Annotated in this window: 6 protein-coding genes; 3 read left to right on the plus strand and 3 right to left on the minus strand. The window is 67.0% G+C overall.

Features of this window, described 5'->3' with window-relative positions:
• Positions 1-545 precede the first annotated feature (545 nt).
• From ACFW01_RS22935 to ACFW01_RS22945, 3 genes are all read left to right on the plus strand, one after another.
• Complete coding sequence (locus ACFW01_RS22935) at positions 546-7,394, plus strand: RHS repeat-associated core domain-containing protein (protein WP_234955503.1); 6,849 nt, start codon at positions 546-548, stop codon at positions 7,392-7,394.
• A gap of 19 nt (positions 7,395-7,413) precedes the next feature.
• Positions 7,414-7,890, plus strand: coding sequence for a hypothetical protein (locus ACFW01_RS22940; RefSeq protein WP_234955501.1), 477 nt, complete (start codon positions 7,414-7,416; stop codon positions 7,888-7,890).
• 368 nt (positions 7,891-8,258) lie between these two features.
• A complete protein-coding gene (locus tag ACFW01_RS22945; RefSeq protein WP_384506110.1) occupies positions 8,259-9,128 on the plus strand; it encodes an IS5 family transposase in 870 nt (289 codons plus the stop codon).
• Positions 9,129-10,244: 1,116 nt separating this feature from the next.
• Here ACFW01_RS22945 and ACFW01_RS22950 read toward each other — a convergent pair.
• Genes ACFW01_RS22950 through ACFW01_RS22960 form a run of 3 tightly spaced genes read right to left on the minus strand, consistent with a single transcriptional unit; the run spans position 10,245 to position 16,320 of the window.
• Positions 10,245-11,336, minus strand: a complete 1,092-nt coding sequence (locus tag ACFW01_RS22950) for a DNA helicase (protein ID WP_234955499.1) — start codon at positions 11,334-11,336, stop codon at positions 10,245-10,247.
• Positions 11,333-13,186, minus strand: a complete 1,854-nt coding sequence (drmB, locus tag ACFW01_RS22955; protein WP_384506113.1) for a DrmB family protein — start codon at positions 13,184-13,186, stop codon at positions 11,333-11,335. Before drmB ends, ACFW01_RS22950 begins: the two co-directional genes overlap by 4 nt.
• A complete protein-coding gene (locus ACFW01_RS22960) occupies positions 13,183-16,320 on the minus strand; it encodes a helicase-related protein (protein WP_384506116.1) in 3,138 nt (1,045 codons plus the stop codon). The genes drmB and ACFW01_RS22960 overlap by 4 nt, the downstream gene beginning before the upstream one ends.
• Between the last annotated feature and the right edge of the window lie 48 nt (positions 16,321-16,368).

Consider the following 16,368-nt stretch of genomic DNA (forward strand, 5'->3'; position numbering starts at 1 on the left):
TCCGGCGGCGCCCCGTTTCCTCCCCGGCTCCCCTGCCGGCGAGGCCGGCGGATGCCGCTCGAGGGTTGCTGCACAGATTTTTAGCAGCCTGCGAACGTCGGCGGCACTCCTGTCCTGACTGCCACGACACCGCACCGTTCACCCGATATTGGCATCGTTCAACCTGGTTTGATCGCTATGAAGCAACTGTCCACATCAGGGGGTCGGGACTCGGTAAAGATTTGCCCTTTCAGTTGTGATCATCGAGTGATAACTTCCGGGTCAACTCGTGACCGTCCAGGGGGGCTGGGTTGAAGTCGTTCGGCATGCGTTCGCACCGCGGGGGGCGCGGAAGGCACAAGCGCAACCGTGCCCGGATCGTCCTTTCGGTCGCGACCGGGGCGCTTTTGGTAGCCGGTTTGCCCGCCTTGCCGGCGCAAGCGGCAACTGGTGGATCCCTGCCGGACAAGCAAGAGCTGGCCGATGTGTCCGGAAAATCGGTACAGCCACGCATTCAGGAGCACACGGACGAGACTCAGAAACGTGCCTGGAAGAAGTCGCCGAGCGTGGACTGGCCTACGTCGGGCTCCTCCTCTGTGGACCTCCCCAGGGCGTCCGGCCGGACGCTTGCACAACACGACGCCACGGACCAGGACAGCGCCAAGGCGGGGCACCTCCCCGTCCGGCTCTCCACCCGACCAAGCTCGCCCAGCAAACGCGGCTCCGCCGCACCCGCGGGCCAGGACCCGATACGGGCCAAGGTCACGGTGCGGGACCGCAAGTCTGCCAACCGGGTCGGCGTCGACGGGGTACTCCTCACCGTGGAACGCACCGACGCCGCCACCGGTTCAGCTCCGGTTGACGTGGAACTGGACTACAAGGGTTTCCGCAACGCCTACGGCGGCGGCTGGGGTTCGCGCCTGAAGTTCGTCGCACTGCCCGCATGCGTCCTCACCGACCCGGCCGCCGCAAAGTGCCAGACCCGCACTCCCGTCGCCACCGAGAACGACGCGGCCGCCGGCAGACTCACGGCCAGCGTTCAGCTGCCGGCAACCACCGGGGCCAGCGCGAGTTCTCCGGTAGTGCTTGCCGCCACCGCAGGCGCTCAGGGTCCCAAGGGCGACTACCGGGCCACGTCGCTGTCCCCCTCGGGGTCCTGGCAGGGGGGCGGCTCCTCGGGCGGCTTCTCCTGGTCCTACCCCATGGAGATGCCAGCTTCCCTGGGCGGTCCGGGCCCCGCACTTGGGTTGTCGTACTCCTCTGCCGCGGTCGACGGCCGCACGTCCGCCTCATCCCAGCAAGCCTCCTGGGTCGGTGACGGCTGGGACCTGGGATCGAACTACGTCGAGCGGACCTTCGTACCCTGCGCGAACGACCGGAAGAAGAGTGGGTACAACAACCCCGAACAGCCCACCGGTGACTTGTGCCAGGGCCCGCCCATGGTCACGATGTCGCTGAACGGCGCCTCTACCCAGCTCGTCCTGGACGACGAGACAAAGAAGTGGCACCCGGCCAGCGACGACGGTTCAAAGGTCGATCTCATCTCCGACACCCTCGAGGGCGTGGCCCGGCAGTACTGGCGGGTGACGACTACCGAAGGCCTGCAGTACTACTTCGGCCTGAACCTGCTCCCCACATGGAAGTCCGGCAAAGCACAGACCAACTCCGCCTGGAAAGTGCCCGTCTACGGCAACCATCCCGGCGAGGACTGCCACAAGACGTCCTACGCAGACTCGGTGTGCGACCAGGTCTGGCGCTGGAACCTCGACTACGTCGTCGACCCCCGCGGCAACGCCATGACCTACTGGTACAAGAAGGAGACCAACCACTACGGGTCCAACGTCCAAAAGGACGGCAAGTCCACCAACCGCGGCTACGGCCGGGGCGGCTGGCTCGAGCGCATCGACTACGGCCTGCGAAACACCGACCTATTCGCCCCCGCACCCGCCCGTGTGTCCTTCGCCGTCGCCGAACGCTGCGTCAAGACCGATACCTTCGACTGCGACGAGGACAAGCTGACCCCGGACGCCACCTGGGAGGTCGCCCGCAACTGGCCCGACGTGCCGGCCGACCAGTTGTGCGCCGCAGGCAAGGACTGCAAGGACCGCTACTCCCCCACCTTTTTCAGCCGCAAGCAGCTGACCGCGGTGACGACCGAGGTCCTCAGAGGCAGCACGCACGAGCCTGTGGACACCTGGAAGCTGACGCAGAACTTCCCGCCCACCGGTGACGGCGGTGTCGACGGCGACTATCCGCTGTGGCTCGCCAAGATTCAGCACACCGGCAAGAACGGCACCGGCAGCACACCCATCACCATGCCCGCGGTCACCTTTACGGGCAAGCAGCTGCCCAACCGGGTCGACGACAACACCGACGGCAACCCGCCCTACCTGCGCTGGCGCGTCGAACAGATCCACACCGAAACGGGCGGCGTCATCGGCGTCGAGTACCTGCCGACGGAGTGCAGCGCAAAAAGCGACCCGAAGAAGCTGCCGGCCTCCCCCGAGACCAACACCATGCGCTGCTACCCGGTGGTGATCGAGTCCGCGGACCCGACCGACCCCACCGGCATGAAGCGCGTCTACTCCACCGACTGGTTCCACAAGCACGTCGTCGCCAAAGTCCGCGAGCAGGACAAGAACGATCTTTCCACGGCCACAGAAGTCGCCTACGAGTACGTCGGCAAGCCCGCCTGGGCGTGGGACGACGACAGCGAGATGCTCAGCGAGAAGGCCCGCACCTGGAACCAGTGGCGCGGCTACCAGAAGGTCCGCACCCTCCAGGGCATCGCCCCGGACCAACGCTCCCTGGTGGAAAACGTCTACTACCGCGGCATGCACGGCGACAGGCTGCCGTCCGCCAGCAGCGGCAAACGAGACGTGCAGATCACCGACTCCGAAGGCGGCACGACCGACGACCTCGAGCAGTACGCCGGCCAGATCCGTGAAACGCTCTACTACAACGGCGAGGGCGGCCCTCTGGAGGCCGCCACCCTCTACACGCCCGGCCGCCAGGGTCCCACGGCCACCCGCAAACGCAACGAGGGCGCCGAACCCCTCGAGGCATGGGTGAGCACCCCGACCAAGACCGCCTCCCGCACCGTATTGTCCGGAAACCGCGGCCAGCGCCGCACCACTGCCGAACACACCTATGGCTCCTACGGCCTGGTCAAGGAAACCACCGACCGCGGCGACCTGGGCAAGAGCGACGACGACACGTGCACCCGTTACGAGTACCTGACCGGCTCGGCTACCTGGATGCCGGCGCTGCAGACGCGAGTCGAGACCCTCTCCAAGGCGTGTGACGCCACTGGAATCGCACGGCCCGACGACGTCATCTCCGACATCCGCGTCCACTACGACGACAAGGGAAACGTCACCAAGGCCGAGTCTCTGTCCTCGTACGAGGGCTCCACACCGAAGTACACCCTGACCGGTGAAACCACCGTCGACGCCTATGGCCGCCCCACCTCGGTCACCGATGTCTACGGCGAGACGACCACCGTGGCCTACGCGCCGGCCTCCGGTTCCATCGCCACAAAGGTCACCACGACAAACACCCTCGGCCACACCAGCACGGTCGAACTCGACGCCGGCCGGGGCATGGTCCTGGCCGAGGAAGACACCAACAAGCGCCGCACCTCCATGGAGTACGACGCACTCGGGCGCCTCACCAAGACCTGGTCCCCCGACCGCGCCCCGGCCACCACCATCCCCGACGCCAAGTTCACCTACGACGTACGCTCGGACGGCCGCCCAACCGTCATCACCAACGAGCGGCTGCTCGAGAACGGCACCTACCGCACCAGCTACGACCTCTACGACGGCAGGCTGCGCCTGATTCAGACCCAGCAGAGGGCCCTCGACGGCGGCCGTGTCGTCACCGACACCTTTTACAACAGCCGCGGCCTGGTCTGGAAGGAGAACGGGGCATACTTCAACAGTTCTGACGCTGAACCAGAGCTGTTCGACGCCAACGACAACGAGATCCCCTCCTCCACGCGCACCGACTACGACGGCATGGGCCGCCCGGTGGCAACCATCTCCCGCACCCTCGGCGAAGAGACCTGGCGCACCACCACCACCTACGGTGGTGACTGGATCGCCGTCGACCCGCCCCAAGGAGACACCCCGACCAAGTCCCTGATCGACGCACAGGGCCGCAAGACCCAACTGCAGCAGTTCAAGGGCACCTCCCCCACCGGCGCCTACGACGCCATCAACTACCGCTATGACCGCAAGGGCCGCCTGGCCACGGTGAACGACCAGGGCGGCAATACCTGGGGCTACAAGTACGACCTGCGCGGCCGTCCCTACGAGACGACCGACCCGGACAAGGGCACCACGACCACCGTCTTCGACAAGGGCGACCGGACCCTGACCGTCACCAACAACAAGAGGACCATCGCCTTCGCCTACGACGCTCTAGGCCGCACCACCGCCACCCACGACACCACGCTGGACGGCCCCAAGCTCACCGAACAGACCTACGACAGTCTGCCCGGTGCAGTCGGTCAGCCCGTCGCCTCCACCCGCTACATCGACGGCGCCGCCTACACGCAGACCATCACCGGATACGACACCGAGTACCGCCCAACCGGCACGAAGATCACCATCCCGGCCAAGGAAGGCAAACTCGCCGGCGAGTACGTCTACACGAACTACTACAGCAAGACCATCGGCCAGCCGATCGCCCAGACCCAGCCGGCCGCGGGCGGCCTGCCGCAAGAGCGCGTCACTACCGGCTACAACGGGCTGGACCAGATCACCACCATGGCAGTCGGAGGGAAAACCTTCGTCGCCTCCACCGAGTACAGCCCTCTCGGCGACCTCCTGCGCACCCGGGTGGGCCCGGCCGGCCAGCAACTCATCTCCAGCTACGAGTTCGACGAGCAGACCCGCCGGCCCACCCGCACCGTCCACGACCAGGAGACCGGCACCACCAGCACCACCAGGATCAGCGACACCACCACCACGTATGACCCCACCGGCAACATCCTCAAAATCAAGGACGCCCAGGGACCCAACCCCGTCGCGGCCACCACCGACACCCAATGCTTCGCCTACGACTACCAGCGACGCATGACCGAGGCCTGGACCGCGACCGACGACTGCGCCGCCAAACCCACCGCCACCCAGCCCAGCAGTGGTCCCAAGGTCGGCGGCCCGGACCCGTACTGGACCTCCTACACCTTCGACGCGGTCGGAAACCGAAAGACCGAGCTCCAGCACAATCCCGCCGGCGACACCACGAAGGACGTCCAGCGCACCTACGCCTACGAAACCGGAGGCACCACCACCAGCCGTCTCGCCAGTGTCCACACCACCGGCCCAGAAGGACAGCGCACCGACACCTACCGGTACGACGCCGCCGGGAACACCACCCAGCGTGCCGTCATGGGCACCACCCAGGACCTCAGCTGGGATCTCGAGGGTCACCTCACCTCGGTCACCCAGGCCGACAAGACAACCGAGTACGTGTACGACGCCGGCGGGAACCGGCTCATCCGCCGCGACCCCACCGGCACCACCCTGTACCTGCCCGGCACCGAAGTCCGCCTCGACAAGGCCACCTCGACGCTGAAGGGCACCCGCTACTACCAGCACCCAGCCGGACCCGTCATGGTCCGCACCGCCCAAGCAGGCAAGATCACCACCTCCTACCTGCTCAGCGACCGCAACGGCACCGCCACCACCGCCGTGGACGCCACATCCAAAGCCGTCACCCGCCGCAAGTTCACCCCCTACGGCGAAACCCGCGGCCCCGCCCCCTCCCTGTGGCCGGGCGAAAAGGGCTTCGTCGGCGGCACCCTCGACGAATCCACCGGACTCACCCACCTCGGCGCCCGCGAATACGACCCCGCGCTGGGACGGTTCATCTCCGTCGACCCCCTCATGGACACCGCCGACTCCGCGGCCCTCCATCCATACGTCTACGCCGGCAACAGCCCCGTCACCTTCTCCGACCCCAGCGGCCTGCGCCTGGCCGACTGTGACGGCGGCTGGAACCAGTGCGGTCCCGGCCCCAAGCCCAGCGGTGGCGGAAGTGGCGGCGGTGGCGGCGGCGACAGTTACACACCCCCGCCGCCCGCGCCCCCGACCCAGACCGTCAGCGAATCCGACGTCAAGAAAGCCACCTGGGTCAAAACCCAGCGGCCCATAGATGTCGCACTCAAGGTGGCCAAGCAAGTCCTCAAGGACGTCAGCGGATACGACGACATCAAGGCCTGCCTGAGCTGGGACCTCAAGACCTGCGGCAAACTCGCTATTGAAGCCGCCGTGCCGTGGGCCGCCAAGAGCAAACGCGTCTACAAGGCCCTCAAGAGAGCCTGGAGCGCCTACAACAAGTGGGGAGACGAGGTCAAATGGGCCACCGGCGTCCTACGTCGCGCCGAGCACGACGCCAAGGCCATGGCCAAGTACGCCGAGGACTACGCCGACTGGAAGAAGCAAGCTGACGCCGCCAAAGCAGCGAAGAAGGCAGACGAAGCCAAAGCAGCCGCAGCGAAGAAGGCCGACGACAGCGGAGGATCAAGCCCAGGCAACGGCGGCAGCGGCGGAGCCGCCTCCTGCACCAGAAACAGCTTCACCCCCAGCACCCTCGTCCTGATGGCCGACGGCACCACCAAACCCATCAAGGACATCAACCCCGGCGACACCGTCATCGCCACCGACCCCGAAACCGGCACGACCGAAGCCCAGACCGTCTCCGCCGCGATCATCGGCAAGGGCGAAAAGCACCTCGTCCAAATCACCATCGACACCGACGGCAGCGAAGGAACCCACACAGAGACCGTCACCGCTACCGACGGACACCCCTTCTGGGTCCCCCACCTCCGAGAGTGGCTCCGCGCCGACCAACTCCAAGCCGGCACCTGGCTCCAAACCGGAAACGGCACATACGTCCAGATCACGGCCGTCCAAGCCTGGACCGCGCCCAACACCAGCGTCCACAACCTCACCGTCACCGACACCCACACGTACTATGTGGTGGCGGGGGCTACGCCGGTCCTCGTTCACAACTGCAATAGCGGTGCAGACGGAGGTTGGTACGGCGCTCTCACGAAAAAGGGCTCTGGGGCCGGCAAAGAAGTCAATCACATGCCAGCAAAGGCACCACTCAAACAGTCCACGGGAATATCTCTTCACAGTGGGCCTGCTATTCGCATGGACAGAGCGGATCATCGGGCTGTCTACAGCACAGGGTTCGGGGCCCCTTCTCAAGCGTGGCACATGAGGCAAAAAGAACTCCTAGACGCCGGAGATCTTCGAGGTGCAATCCAAATGGACGTGGATGACATCCGTGCACGTTTCGGTGATAGATACGATTCAGCAATCACCGAGATGTGGATGAGCCTAAGCTCTAATCGAGCTGTAAGAGAGTGGGCGCAGAGGATTCAGAGCCAGAGTCCATAATCAAGCAGAAGGGCTTCCGATGTTCACACCGACATGGCGTGATGAAATCTTTGCTTGCGGCAACTTTCCCCAAGAGAACACAGAGGATACACAGGACGAAGGAGCTCGCCTGTGGGAACGCTACGTCCAACTGGCTGACAACGTAAGCGGTGACGAGGGAGTCACGGGCGTCGCCGCCCTCGTCCGATCGTTCAGAGTCGAGGAAGACTTCGGCGCATATCAATCCGCTATATCGGCCCTCGAACGATTCCCCCTGAAGGTCCTGGGTGCTGGCGTTGCGGAATCTGGAGCCGCCCTCACGGAGATACCGGAATGCTGGAGTGGAAATATCCTTCTAATCGTCGCCCGCTCCGATGAATCAGTGCACTCGTTCAACGAGAAGTACTCTCTTCTGGAAGCTCGAGAACGAGCGTGGATTCGCCAACTCATTGATTTTCACGAATCTAATGAGTGGCTGGCCGAAGATGACGACAAGGGTAAACTTGCCCCACCGTAAGATCCCGTCTGCGAGCAATGCGTGGCTCGACCATGCAGGAACCGAACAGGCCCGCTTCGGTACTTACACGTCTCACGGCTGAGGCCCTCGCCGTGATTGAGCGCGCATTACCGACCAAGGTTATGAGGTCCCAAGAGGTCGTTTTCATCTGTCTTACCTGTTTATAGATGGATTCTCGGTGGGTGAGGATGCGATGCGAGAGGGGCAGCCGGTGTGGCTGGGGTCGATGAGTCCTGAGGTGTGACTGTTGGGGCGGAGTACTGCTCGTTCCTGTCTCATCCCAGGATGCCCGGCTTCCCAGGCTGCGTGCTTCCGTCGTCATCGCTGTGCGCCTGGGCGCACTCGGTCCGCGGCGGTACTCCGGAGGCATGCCGACGCGACGCCCGTATCCGAGTGATCTGTCCGATGCCCGCTGGGAGTTGGTCGGGCCGGTCCTGGCGGCCTGGCGTTTCGAGCGCCGTGGCAGAGCTCTGGACTTCGGCAGGCCGCCCGAGCACGACCTGCGCGACATCATGGACGCGATCTTGTATGTGGACCGCACTGGCGTCCAATGGCGCTACCTCCCGCACGACTTCCCGCACTGGAACACGGTCTACAGCTACTTCGCCAAGTGGGCGGACGAGGGTGTGTTCGCCCAGCTCAACGGCCTGCTCCGCCAGCTCTTACGGCAGAAGGAAGGCCGGGAGGCCGAACCGTCGGCCTGCGTGATCGACGCGCAGAGCGTGAAAACCTCCACCAGCGTGCTCGCCACCAGTCAGGGCATCGATGCCGGCAAGAAGATCGTCGGACGGAAACGGAGTATCGTCACCGACACCATCGGCCTTCTACTCGCTGTGCTGGTCACCGCGGCAAGCGTGCAGGACTCCATCGCCGGCACCCAGCTCCTGGACCAGGTCGCCGCCGACCATCCCAGCATCCGCAAAGTGTGGGTCGACGGCGGCTACCGCCAGCACCTCGTCGAGCACGCAGCCGCCCTCGGCATCGACATGGAAATCACTCAACGCAGACCCGGGACCAGAGGATTCAGCCCGATCCCCAAGCGGTGGGTGGTCGAGCGGACCTACGGCTGGCTCATGCTCCACCGCAGACTGGCCCGCGACTACGAAACCTTGCCCACCCGCTCCGAAGCCATAATCCACATCGCCATGACCGACCTCATGGCCCGCCGCCTCACCGGCGAGAACACCATCTCCTGGCGCGCCCCGACACCGCAGACCAACCACCAGATTCCGGGATGAAACAACGGGAGAAAACGACCTCTAAAGGAGTTCACGCACCCGGTACACGTCGCCCGCCACCACGTTGATGTCCACGGCCCGGGCTTCGCCGGTACGCAGTCCGCCCCTCCGCCATCATCACGATCTCCATTCGTCACCCGCAACATCCAGGGACCTGCTCCAGATAGGCCGGGGCCGCAATGACCACCCTCTGGCGAACGCAGTCCGGCTCCTGCGCCCCTTGGCCGGATCATCCGCCCTCGCCCTCTCGTCGTAGGCGTCCCGCAGAATCGCCTTGCGAACGATAGGGGTGTTGATGGAGTTGCTGACGTGCTCGCCCGTGGAGTATGCGGTCATCCGGCGCTGGCCGGCAGCCATTGCTTCGCGTATTCCGCTTCCGTCTTTTGGCCCCAGCTCCCCGCGCGCTTCCGCGACTGACGGCGCGGTGCACTACTTCTCCGCGTACATCTGCGTGAGGCGTTCAAGTGCGTCACCCATCGTGTCGACCCCGTCCTCCTCGATCTGCCTCCCCCAGACCGTTGCGGAAACGGATCGTGTACGGCTACGGGCACCGCGTCGGCCTGGCAGCCACAGTCCGCGAAAACGAGCCCATAGCGCGGGCGAGCGGACGAGCCACGTAGCGAACCTTCCGAACGAGAGCTGGACATCTGCGCCCAGGCCCCCACCACGGCGGTTACCAGGTCAGCAAACCAGGACACACCTCGCACCCGATGCTGACCATTTGCTGACCGGAGCGGGATCATCACAGCTCTGACCTGCACAAACGCCCAGATACTAGATCTTGGACTTGAACATGGTACGGAACATGGAGTGGCTCCAATTGTCTGCTCCCTGCCTGCTTTGTGCAGGTCAAAGGCGGCCTTCACTTTACAGCGGACACGCGCTTGAACTTGAAAACTGTGAGGAACGGCGCTTCACTCCGACGAGAAGACGGCCTGCCTGCGTCTCTGCGCGAACCAGGCCGCTGCGACGCCCATCAGCACGGCTGGGTGACCGGCGATGTCCGCAACTGCCGGCCTCACCCACCCCGCACCGGGCGGGCACACCTCTACCACCGGCGCCTGTACCTGGCCGCAACGAAGACGTATATGCCGATGCCTGCGCCTTCAGCCCTCGTCATCCGCGTAGTAGGTCCCCGGACCCCACCTGCGCACACAGGGGTGGCTCCATTTCTCCCTCGTACGCCAAGTGGAGTTCACGTCGTGCCCGGGTCGCCAGAACGTAGTACGTCATGCGCAGGGCGGCCGAGGTGGGGTCGACGGCCGCGTCCGTGTGCGTGTCGGGGATGACGACGGTGTCGAAGCCCAGCCCTTTGGCGCTCGCCCGGTGGACGAGCACGATCCCCGGGCGGTCGAGTTCCAGCGTGCGGTAACGGCTTCGGGCGTCCCGGGCCCGGGACGTGTACACCTGCGGTCTGAGCCGGGGTGCTCTGCGCTGCAGACTGCCGAGCAGTGAGAACTGGGTGTCGGTGGAGTTCACGATCACGCCGATGCTCCTCTGCGGGTGCCTCTGCGCCAGCTGGACCAGCAGGTCCGCCGTGCTCCCGTGCGGCAGCCGGTGCAGGCGCGGGGGCGGCCCTTCCCGTTCCGGGAGGACGGGCAGGCCGGTTCCGGTATGGAAGTGGGCGGCGAAGGACGCGATCTGGCGTGTGTTGCGATGGTTGCCGTCCAGTGTGCGAGATGCGCAACGGCCCAACCGCTCGGCGATCTCACCGAGCGTGGAGTTGGCTTCGGTCAGCCGCTGACACTCGTCCGCGAACACGGTCGTCCGGGCTCCGAGCAGTCGGCAGAGGCGATAGAACTCCGGTGGGAGGTCCTGCCCTTCGTCGACGACCAGGGTGAGTCCGGGCATCGGCCCGGTCTCCACGGCACGTTCGTAGAAGGCGGGCCAGTCGAACCAGCCGTCAGCGCCGTGTGAGGGCTGTCCGCCGTACCACTCCGTGAGCCACGCGTGCGCGGTCGCCACGCGCACGCTGCGGTCCGCCGGGCCGAGCGCGTGTACGGCCGCGGCCAGTGACTGGCGGAGCAGATTGGACCGGGTCAGCAGGACCGCCGGGGTTCCGGTGAGGGCGAGCATGATGGCCCGTTGGACCGCCAGGAGACTCTTGCCGCTGCCGGGCGGGCCGCTGATCAGGTGATTACCGTCAAAGGGAAGGCCGTCGAGGCAGGAGCGCTGTTCCGGTATGAGGTCGAGGTAGGTGAGGGTCACATGTCCTCCAGGGCATTCACCGCGGAGCTCCGGGCAGCCGTGACGATCGACTCCAGGTAACCGGGTACCTGTTCGCCGCCGACGACGAGAGCGCGGTCGAGGAGGGTGTTGCCGGTCTCGCAGCTCGTCTCGGGCAGCAGGGCGCAGGCGTGGCAGGCCGCACGGTTGAGGTTGCCGAAGCCCTGGCCGGTGTGTTCGGCGCAGAGCGGGTCGGCTGAGCACCAGGCGGCGGCTTCGGTCATCCGCAGCAGGGTCTCGGCGAGGCGAGGCGGTTCGCCCTGCTGTACGAGTCCGCCGAGGGTGCCCTCGGCGTCTCCCGCGGCGGTGTAGACGAGGATGCCGTACTGGTCCTGTTCGGGGCGTGCGTAGACCCGTTCGCGCAGGCTGGCCGTCGTGTAGCCGGATTCGAAGGAGAGCTGGCGGATCAGCAGGTGGGCAAGGGTGTGCAGAAGGACGAAGCGCGGAGAGAGTTCTTCCCCGGTCAGGGCTTGGAGCCGTTCTTTCTGAAAGGAGCGGTCGAGGTCGGCACGCATGCCCGCGACGCGTCGGCGCACCTCCGGGCCGCCTTCCCACGCGGCGAGTTCCGCCTTGTCGAGGGTGAGGAGGATGCCCTCTCCGAAGACTTCGACGGCCGGGAGCCACTTGAGGCGCCGGGCGGTGTCGGCGGGGACGAGAGCCGCGTCCGGGGAGACCCGGCTGAAGCCGGACAGCGCGCGTACCTCGCGCAGTCGGTCGGCGAGCACGATCCGGCCGATGCGGCGGTGCAGGCCGGCCCAGGGTTCGACGGTCTCCTGCCCGAGTCCGAGGGTGGTCTCGCGCAGGGCGAAGTCCCGGGTGGCGGGCGGGGTCGGCGCGGTGAAGGCAGCCCACTCCTCGCGGCTGAGGTCGGGGCGGGCGGGGGCGCCTGCCGGATCGGAAGATGCGAGGGGCAGAGACTGCCCGGTCTCCTCGGCGAGAAGGGCATCGAGGAGGTGGTCGTCGGCGCCGGTGTCCTCCTGGATCATCGTGCGGAAGACGTCGGCCCGCGGCGTGCCTGCGACCCGGCACAGCGACACCCACAGGTCGTGCTCGCGTACGCGTCCGGCGAGTTCCTCGTCTCCGTGCGTCGCGGACGCGTCGGACTCGGGGATGTCGAGCGCCGAGTGCACGACCGGGTAGTACAGGTTGCCCGCCGTGCGCTGCACGATCTGGACGGGCATGGCGCACTCGGTGGCCTCGTTGGCCCGCTGCCAGGGGTTGCGTCCCGAACAGCGCATGCCGTGGGTGCCGAGGATGTCGAGCAGGTCGCGGGATGCCCCGCATTCCTTGGCCGTGCACGTGACGGAGAGCGCTTCGAGGCCGGAGGCACGCTCGGACACGTGGAAGCGGAGCTTCTCGCGTTCGCCGCACTGCCGCCGTTCGCCTGCTTCTCGCCGCGAGTGGGCCCAGAACCACCAGTCGACGTCGCCCAGGTGACCGGCCGCGCAGATCTGGACGAACCGTATGGGGGCGAGAGTCCGGCCGGGTGAGCATGAGGGGCAGCGAGGCGGCTGTCCCGGCTTCTCGTCGGCGATGCGCCATCGCTTCATACGCCGGCAGGCCCCGCAGAACAGCCAGGACGGAAACCGGATGTAGGGAGCTCCGGGACCGTCGGGGCTGTCGAAGCGGTCGTTGGCGGTGGGAGGTGCGGCGTAGAAGCCCGTGACGCCGAGTCGGCCGGCGAGCCGCGGCGACTCGATCCGCTGTCTGGCCTTCTGCGACCAGTCGCCGATCCCCGTGGCGACGAAGGACTCGCCCTGGATGTCGAAGACGGCCCCGACCCCGAACGGCAGAACGGTCTGCGACTGGCGTACGCGGAGTGTGCGGCTCACAGGTCGGCCCCCTTCACCATCACCTGGCATTCCCGGTCGACGTTGCGCATGGAGTTCGGTGTCTCCCACAGGCCGTAGCGCTGCTCGAAGCTCTTGAGCAGGTTGGACTGTCCCTTGCCCTGGCTGCGGTAGTAGAGCTCGCGGCCGTCCTTGCGGGCCTCGCGGGCGGCGTCCTCCCAGTCGGCGAGGAGTTCCGCGAGTTCCTTGCGTACGGCGTCGGCGGCATACGGTTCACCGGCGGCGGCCCGCGCCGCCAGCTCATCGAGAAGGGCTTCCACTTCAGGCAGCCGGTCGAGAATGTGCCCGGCCCGGTTCTCGGCGGCGAGGCCGAGGCGATGGCGTACGAGGATGACGAGCGCTGCGTGCAGGGCGCGCCGACGTGAGTGGACGGACCAGGGGGTGACGCTGGTCGGTTCGACGTGCCGGTAGAGGGAGCGGTGGTACACGTCGAAGGTCTCGTAGTGCGAACGGTCCCTGGGGCGGGTGGCGTTGAAGAAAGTGACGACGAGACCGGGCACGGTGTGCCGGCCGACCCGGCTCGTGGCCTGGATGTACTCGGCCGTCGTCTTGGGCTGCCCCTGCATGAGCATCAGGGCGAGCCTTTTCACGTCGATGCCCACGGACAGCATGTTGGTGCAGGGCAGGAACGACACCGACTGCGGATCGCTCCAGGGCTTTTCGAGCCGGTCGAGGAGGACGGGCTGTTCGGCGCGCGGCAGGTTGCTGGTGAGTTCCTGTACCTGGTGGTCGGGCAGTGCTCTGACTCCCGAACCCGAGTCCAGCCCGGTGAGCTGTGCGGGGATGTCGTCGGCCGCGGCCGTGACCGTACGGCCGAGTTCGCGGAGACTGTGGTGGTAGGCGACCAGCGTCCAGTAGGCGTCGCGGTGTTCCTCGGGGAGTTCGTGGGCGCCTTGCAGCATCGCGGCGGCGGTGGCGACCGCGGCGCGTCCTGCGGTGTGTCCCTGGGCCATGACGCCGAGGTAGCGGCGGCCGGGGCGCGACGTATCGGGTTCGGCGAAGTAGGAGTGCCGGGCGTCGAGTCCGGCGGGCGGGAAGAGCTGTGCGCGGCTGCCGTAGAGGGCGCGGATCTGCTCGCCGGAGCGGCGGATCGTCGCCGTCGAGGCCACGACCTTGGGTCCGATGCCGTCACGGTCCGTACACAGCCCGAGTACCGCCGCCTCGTAGAGGCCGACGGTGGTGCCCAGCGGGCCGGTGAGCAAGTGCAGTTCGTCCTGGATGACGAGGGACGGCGGCCGGTTCCCGCTGCCCGCGCCGAACAGCCGTCCCGAGCGCGGCTCCCATGCGAGCCGGGCGAACTTGTCCACGGTGCCCAGGACGAAGGTGGGCGGCCGGTCGTACAGCTGCTCGTCGACGACGGCGACGGGCAGCTCGTCGTGGAAGGCGCACTCCTCGCGCGGGCAGTAGAAGGTGAAGGAGTCGGCGGTGGCGCGTACTCCGTAGTCCCCGATGTCGGGTGACTTGTGGGCGGGCATGATGCGTGTGCCGCACCACGGGCAGCGGTCGAGGATGAAGACGTCGTCGGGCCGGGCGGCACCGCGCACGTCGTCGAAGACCGCGCGTGCCTTCTCATACGAGTTCGGGGAGGTGGCCTCGCCGACCCACAGGCCGATGGAGAAGGGCTCGTCCCCGTAGCGGGCCGGGTCGGCGCGGCGCAGCGTCTCCAGAGCGCAGACGGTGGTGGCCGCGCGTTGGAACTGCTGGGTGGTGAGCAGGCTCAGGGTGTAGCGGCTCAGCACCGCGGTGCCCCCACCGTCCTCCTCGCCCCGGCGGAGCACCATCGCGAACGCGGCCAGCAGGAGATAGGCCTCCGTCTTGCCGCCGCCGGTCGGGAACCAGATCAGGTCGGCTGTCGTCCGGTCGCGGTGCCGGGGGTCTGCCACGCCGTCGAGGGCGAGCAGGAAGAAGGCGAGCTGGAAGGGCCGCCATACCGCGTCCTGGCTGGGCTCCGGGTCGAGGAGCACCGTGTCACGGCGGGCCCGGCGTTCACCTGCCTGGTCTCGGGCGGAGTGCCGCATCTGGAGGGCCATCGCCCGGTTCGCGGTGCGGAACGCGCGCTGAAGTTCGGTCCGCGCCGGGTCGCAGAGGGTGCGCACGCCGGACTCGATCCGGGTGACGGCGGCGTTGACGCGGGCCAAGACCCGGTCGGCGGCCTCCCGGCCCCATGCGGGGACCTCGGTGTTCAGCTGTCCCACGTACCAGGCCCGATAGTCGGCGGCGAACTCCGCCAGTTCTTCGTGCAATTGAGCAAGAGGCACGGCAGGGTCGGCGAGGTGGAGCACGTTCAGTACCGGCGATCCGGTGAAGCCGGCGGCCCGTACCCCGCTGACCTCGGCCTCCGGCATGACGGCGGCCTTCAGAGCCACGACCGCCCGCTCGCCGCGCTCGTCGGGTTCGGCATACCGTTCCTCAACGGCACATCCGTGGCCGACGGCGTGTGTGCGGACGTGCCGGTACTGCAGGCGCAGTTCCTGTTCCTCCGGGTCACGGCTGGCCAGCCGCACGCTCGGGTAGGGCAGAACATCGCCGTCCGCGGGCCGCGCTTCCAGTTCGATCTGGAAGAGCATCCGATCCCACTGCGTCGCCTTGCCCAGGTTCGGTTCGTGGTGGGCGGTGTTCACCAGGGCTACGGTGACGAGCTGTCCGGAGCCGAAGGCGCGCCTGCGGATGCGGATCTCGGCGCGTCCGTCGAGCACGGGGACGTGGTCCCGGTCGGGTCCGAGTGCGTGCGTCTCTTCGGGTAGGGGGACGCGTTCCCAGCGGCGGCCCCGCTCACCGGTGGCGGCGAGGGTCTTGTAGCGGGCTCCGGCGCAGCGGACGTCGATGGTCGTTGCGTCGGTGTAGAAGCTGAGGCCGAGTGAAGAGGGCAGCCAGGAGTTGGACTCGGGCACGGGGTCCGCCGCGGGCGCCGTGTCCTCGGCGCCGCTCTCTGTGCCGGCGCCGTCGAGCTGCTCTGCTGCGAGGTCCAACTGTCTTTGCAGGTCTGCTTCCTGTGGATACAGGGTGCCCATGAGGTATTCGCGGTCGGGCGGCGCTTCGAGCAGCTCGTGTGCCCCGAAAGCGGGACCGACGAGCCGGCGGTGCAAGGAGGAGACGAGTTGCTGTCTGGGATCCAACGTGGTGCTCCTGAAGCGGGTACGAGTGAGTCGGGCACGGGACGCGGG

The organism is Streptomyces sp. NPDC058985, assembly GCF_042740985.1.
Taxonomy (GTDB): domain Bacteria; phylum Actinomycetota; class Actinomycetes; order Streptomycetales; family Streptomycetaceae; genus Streptomyces.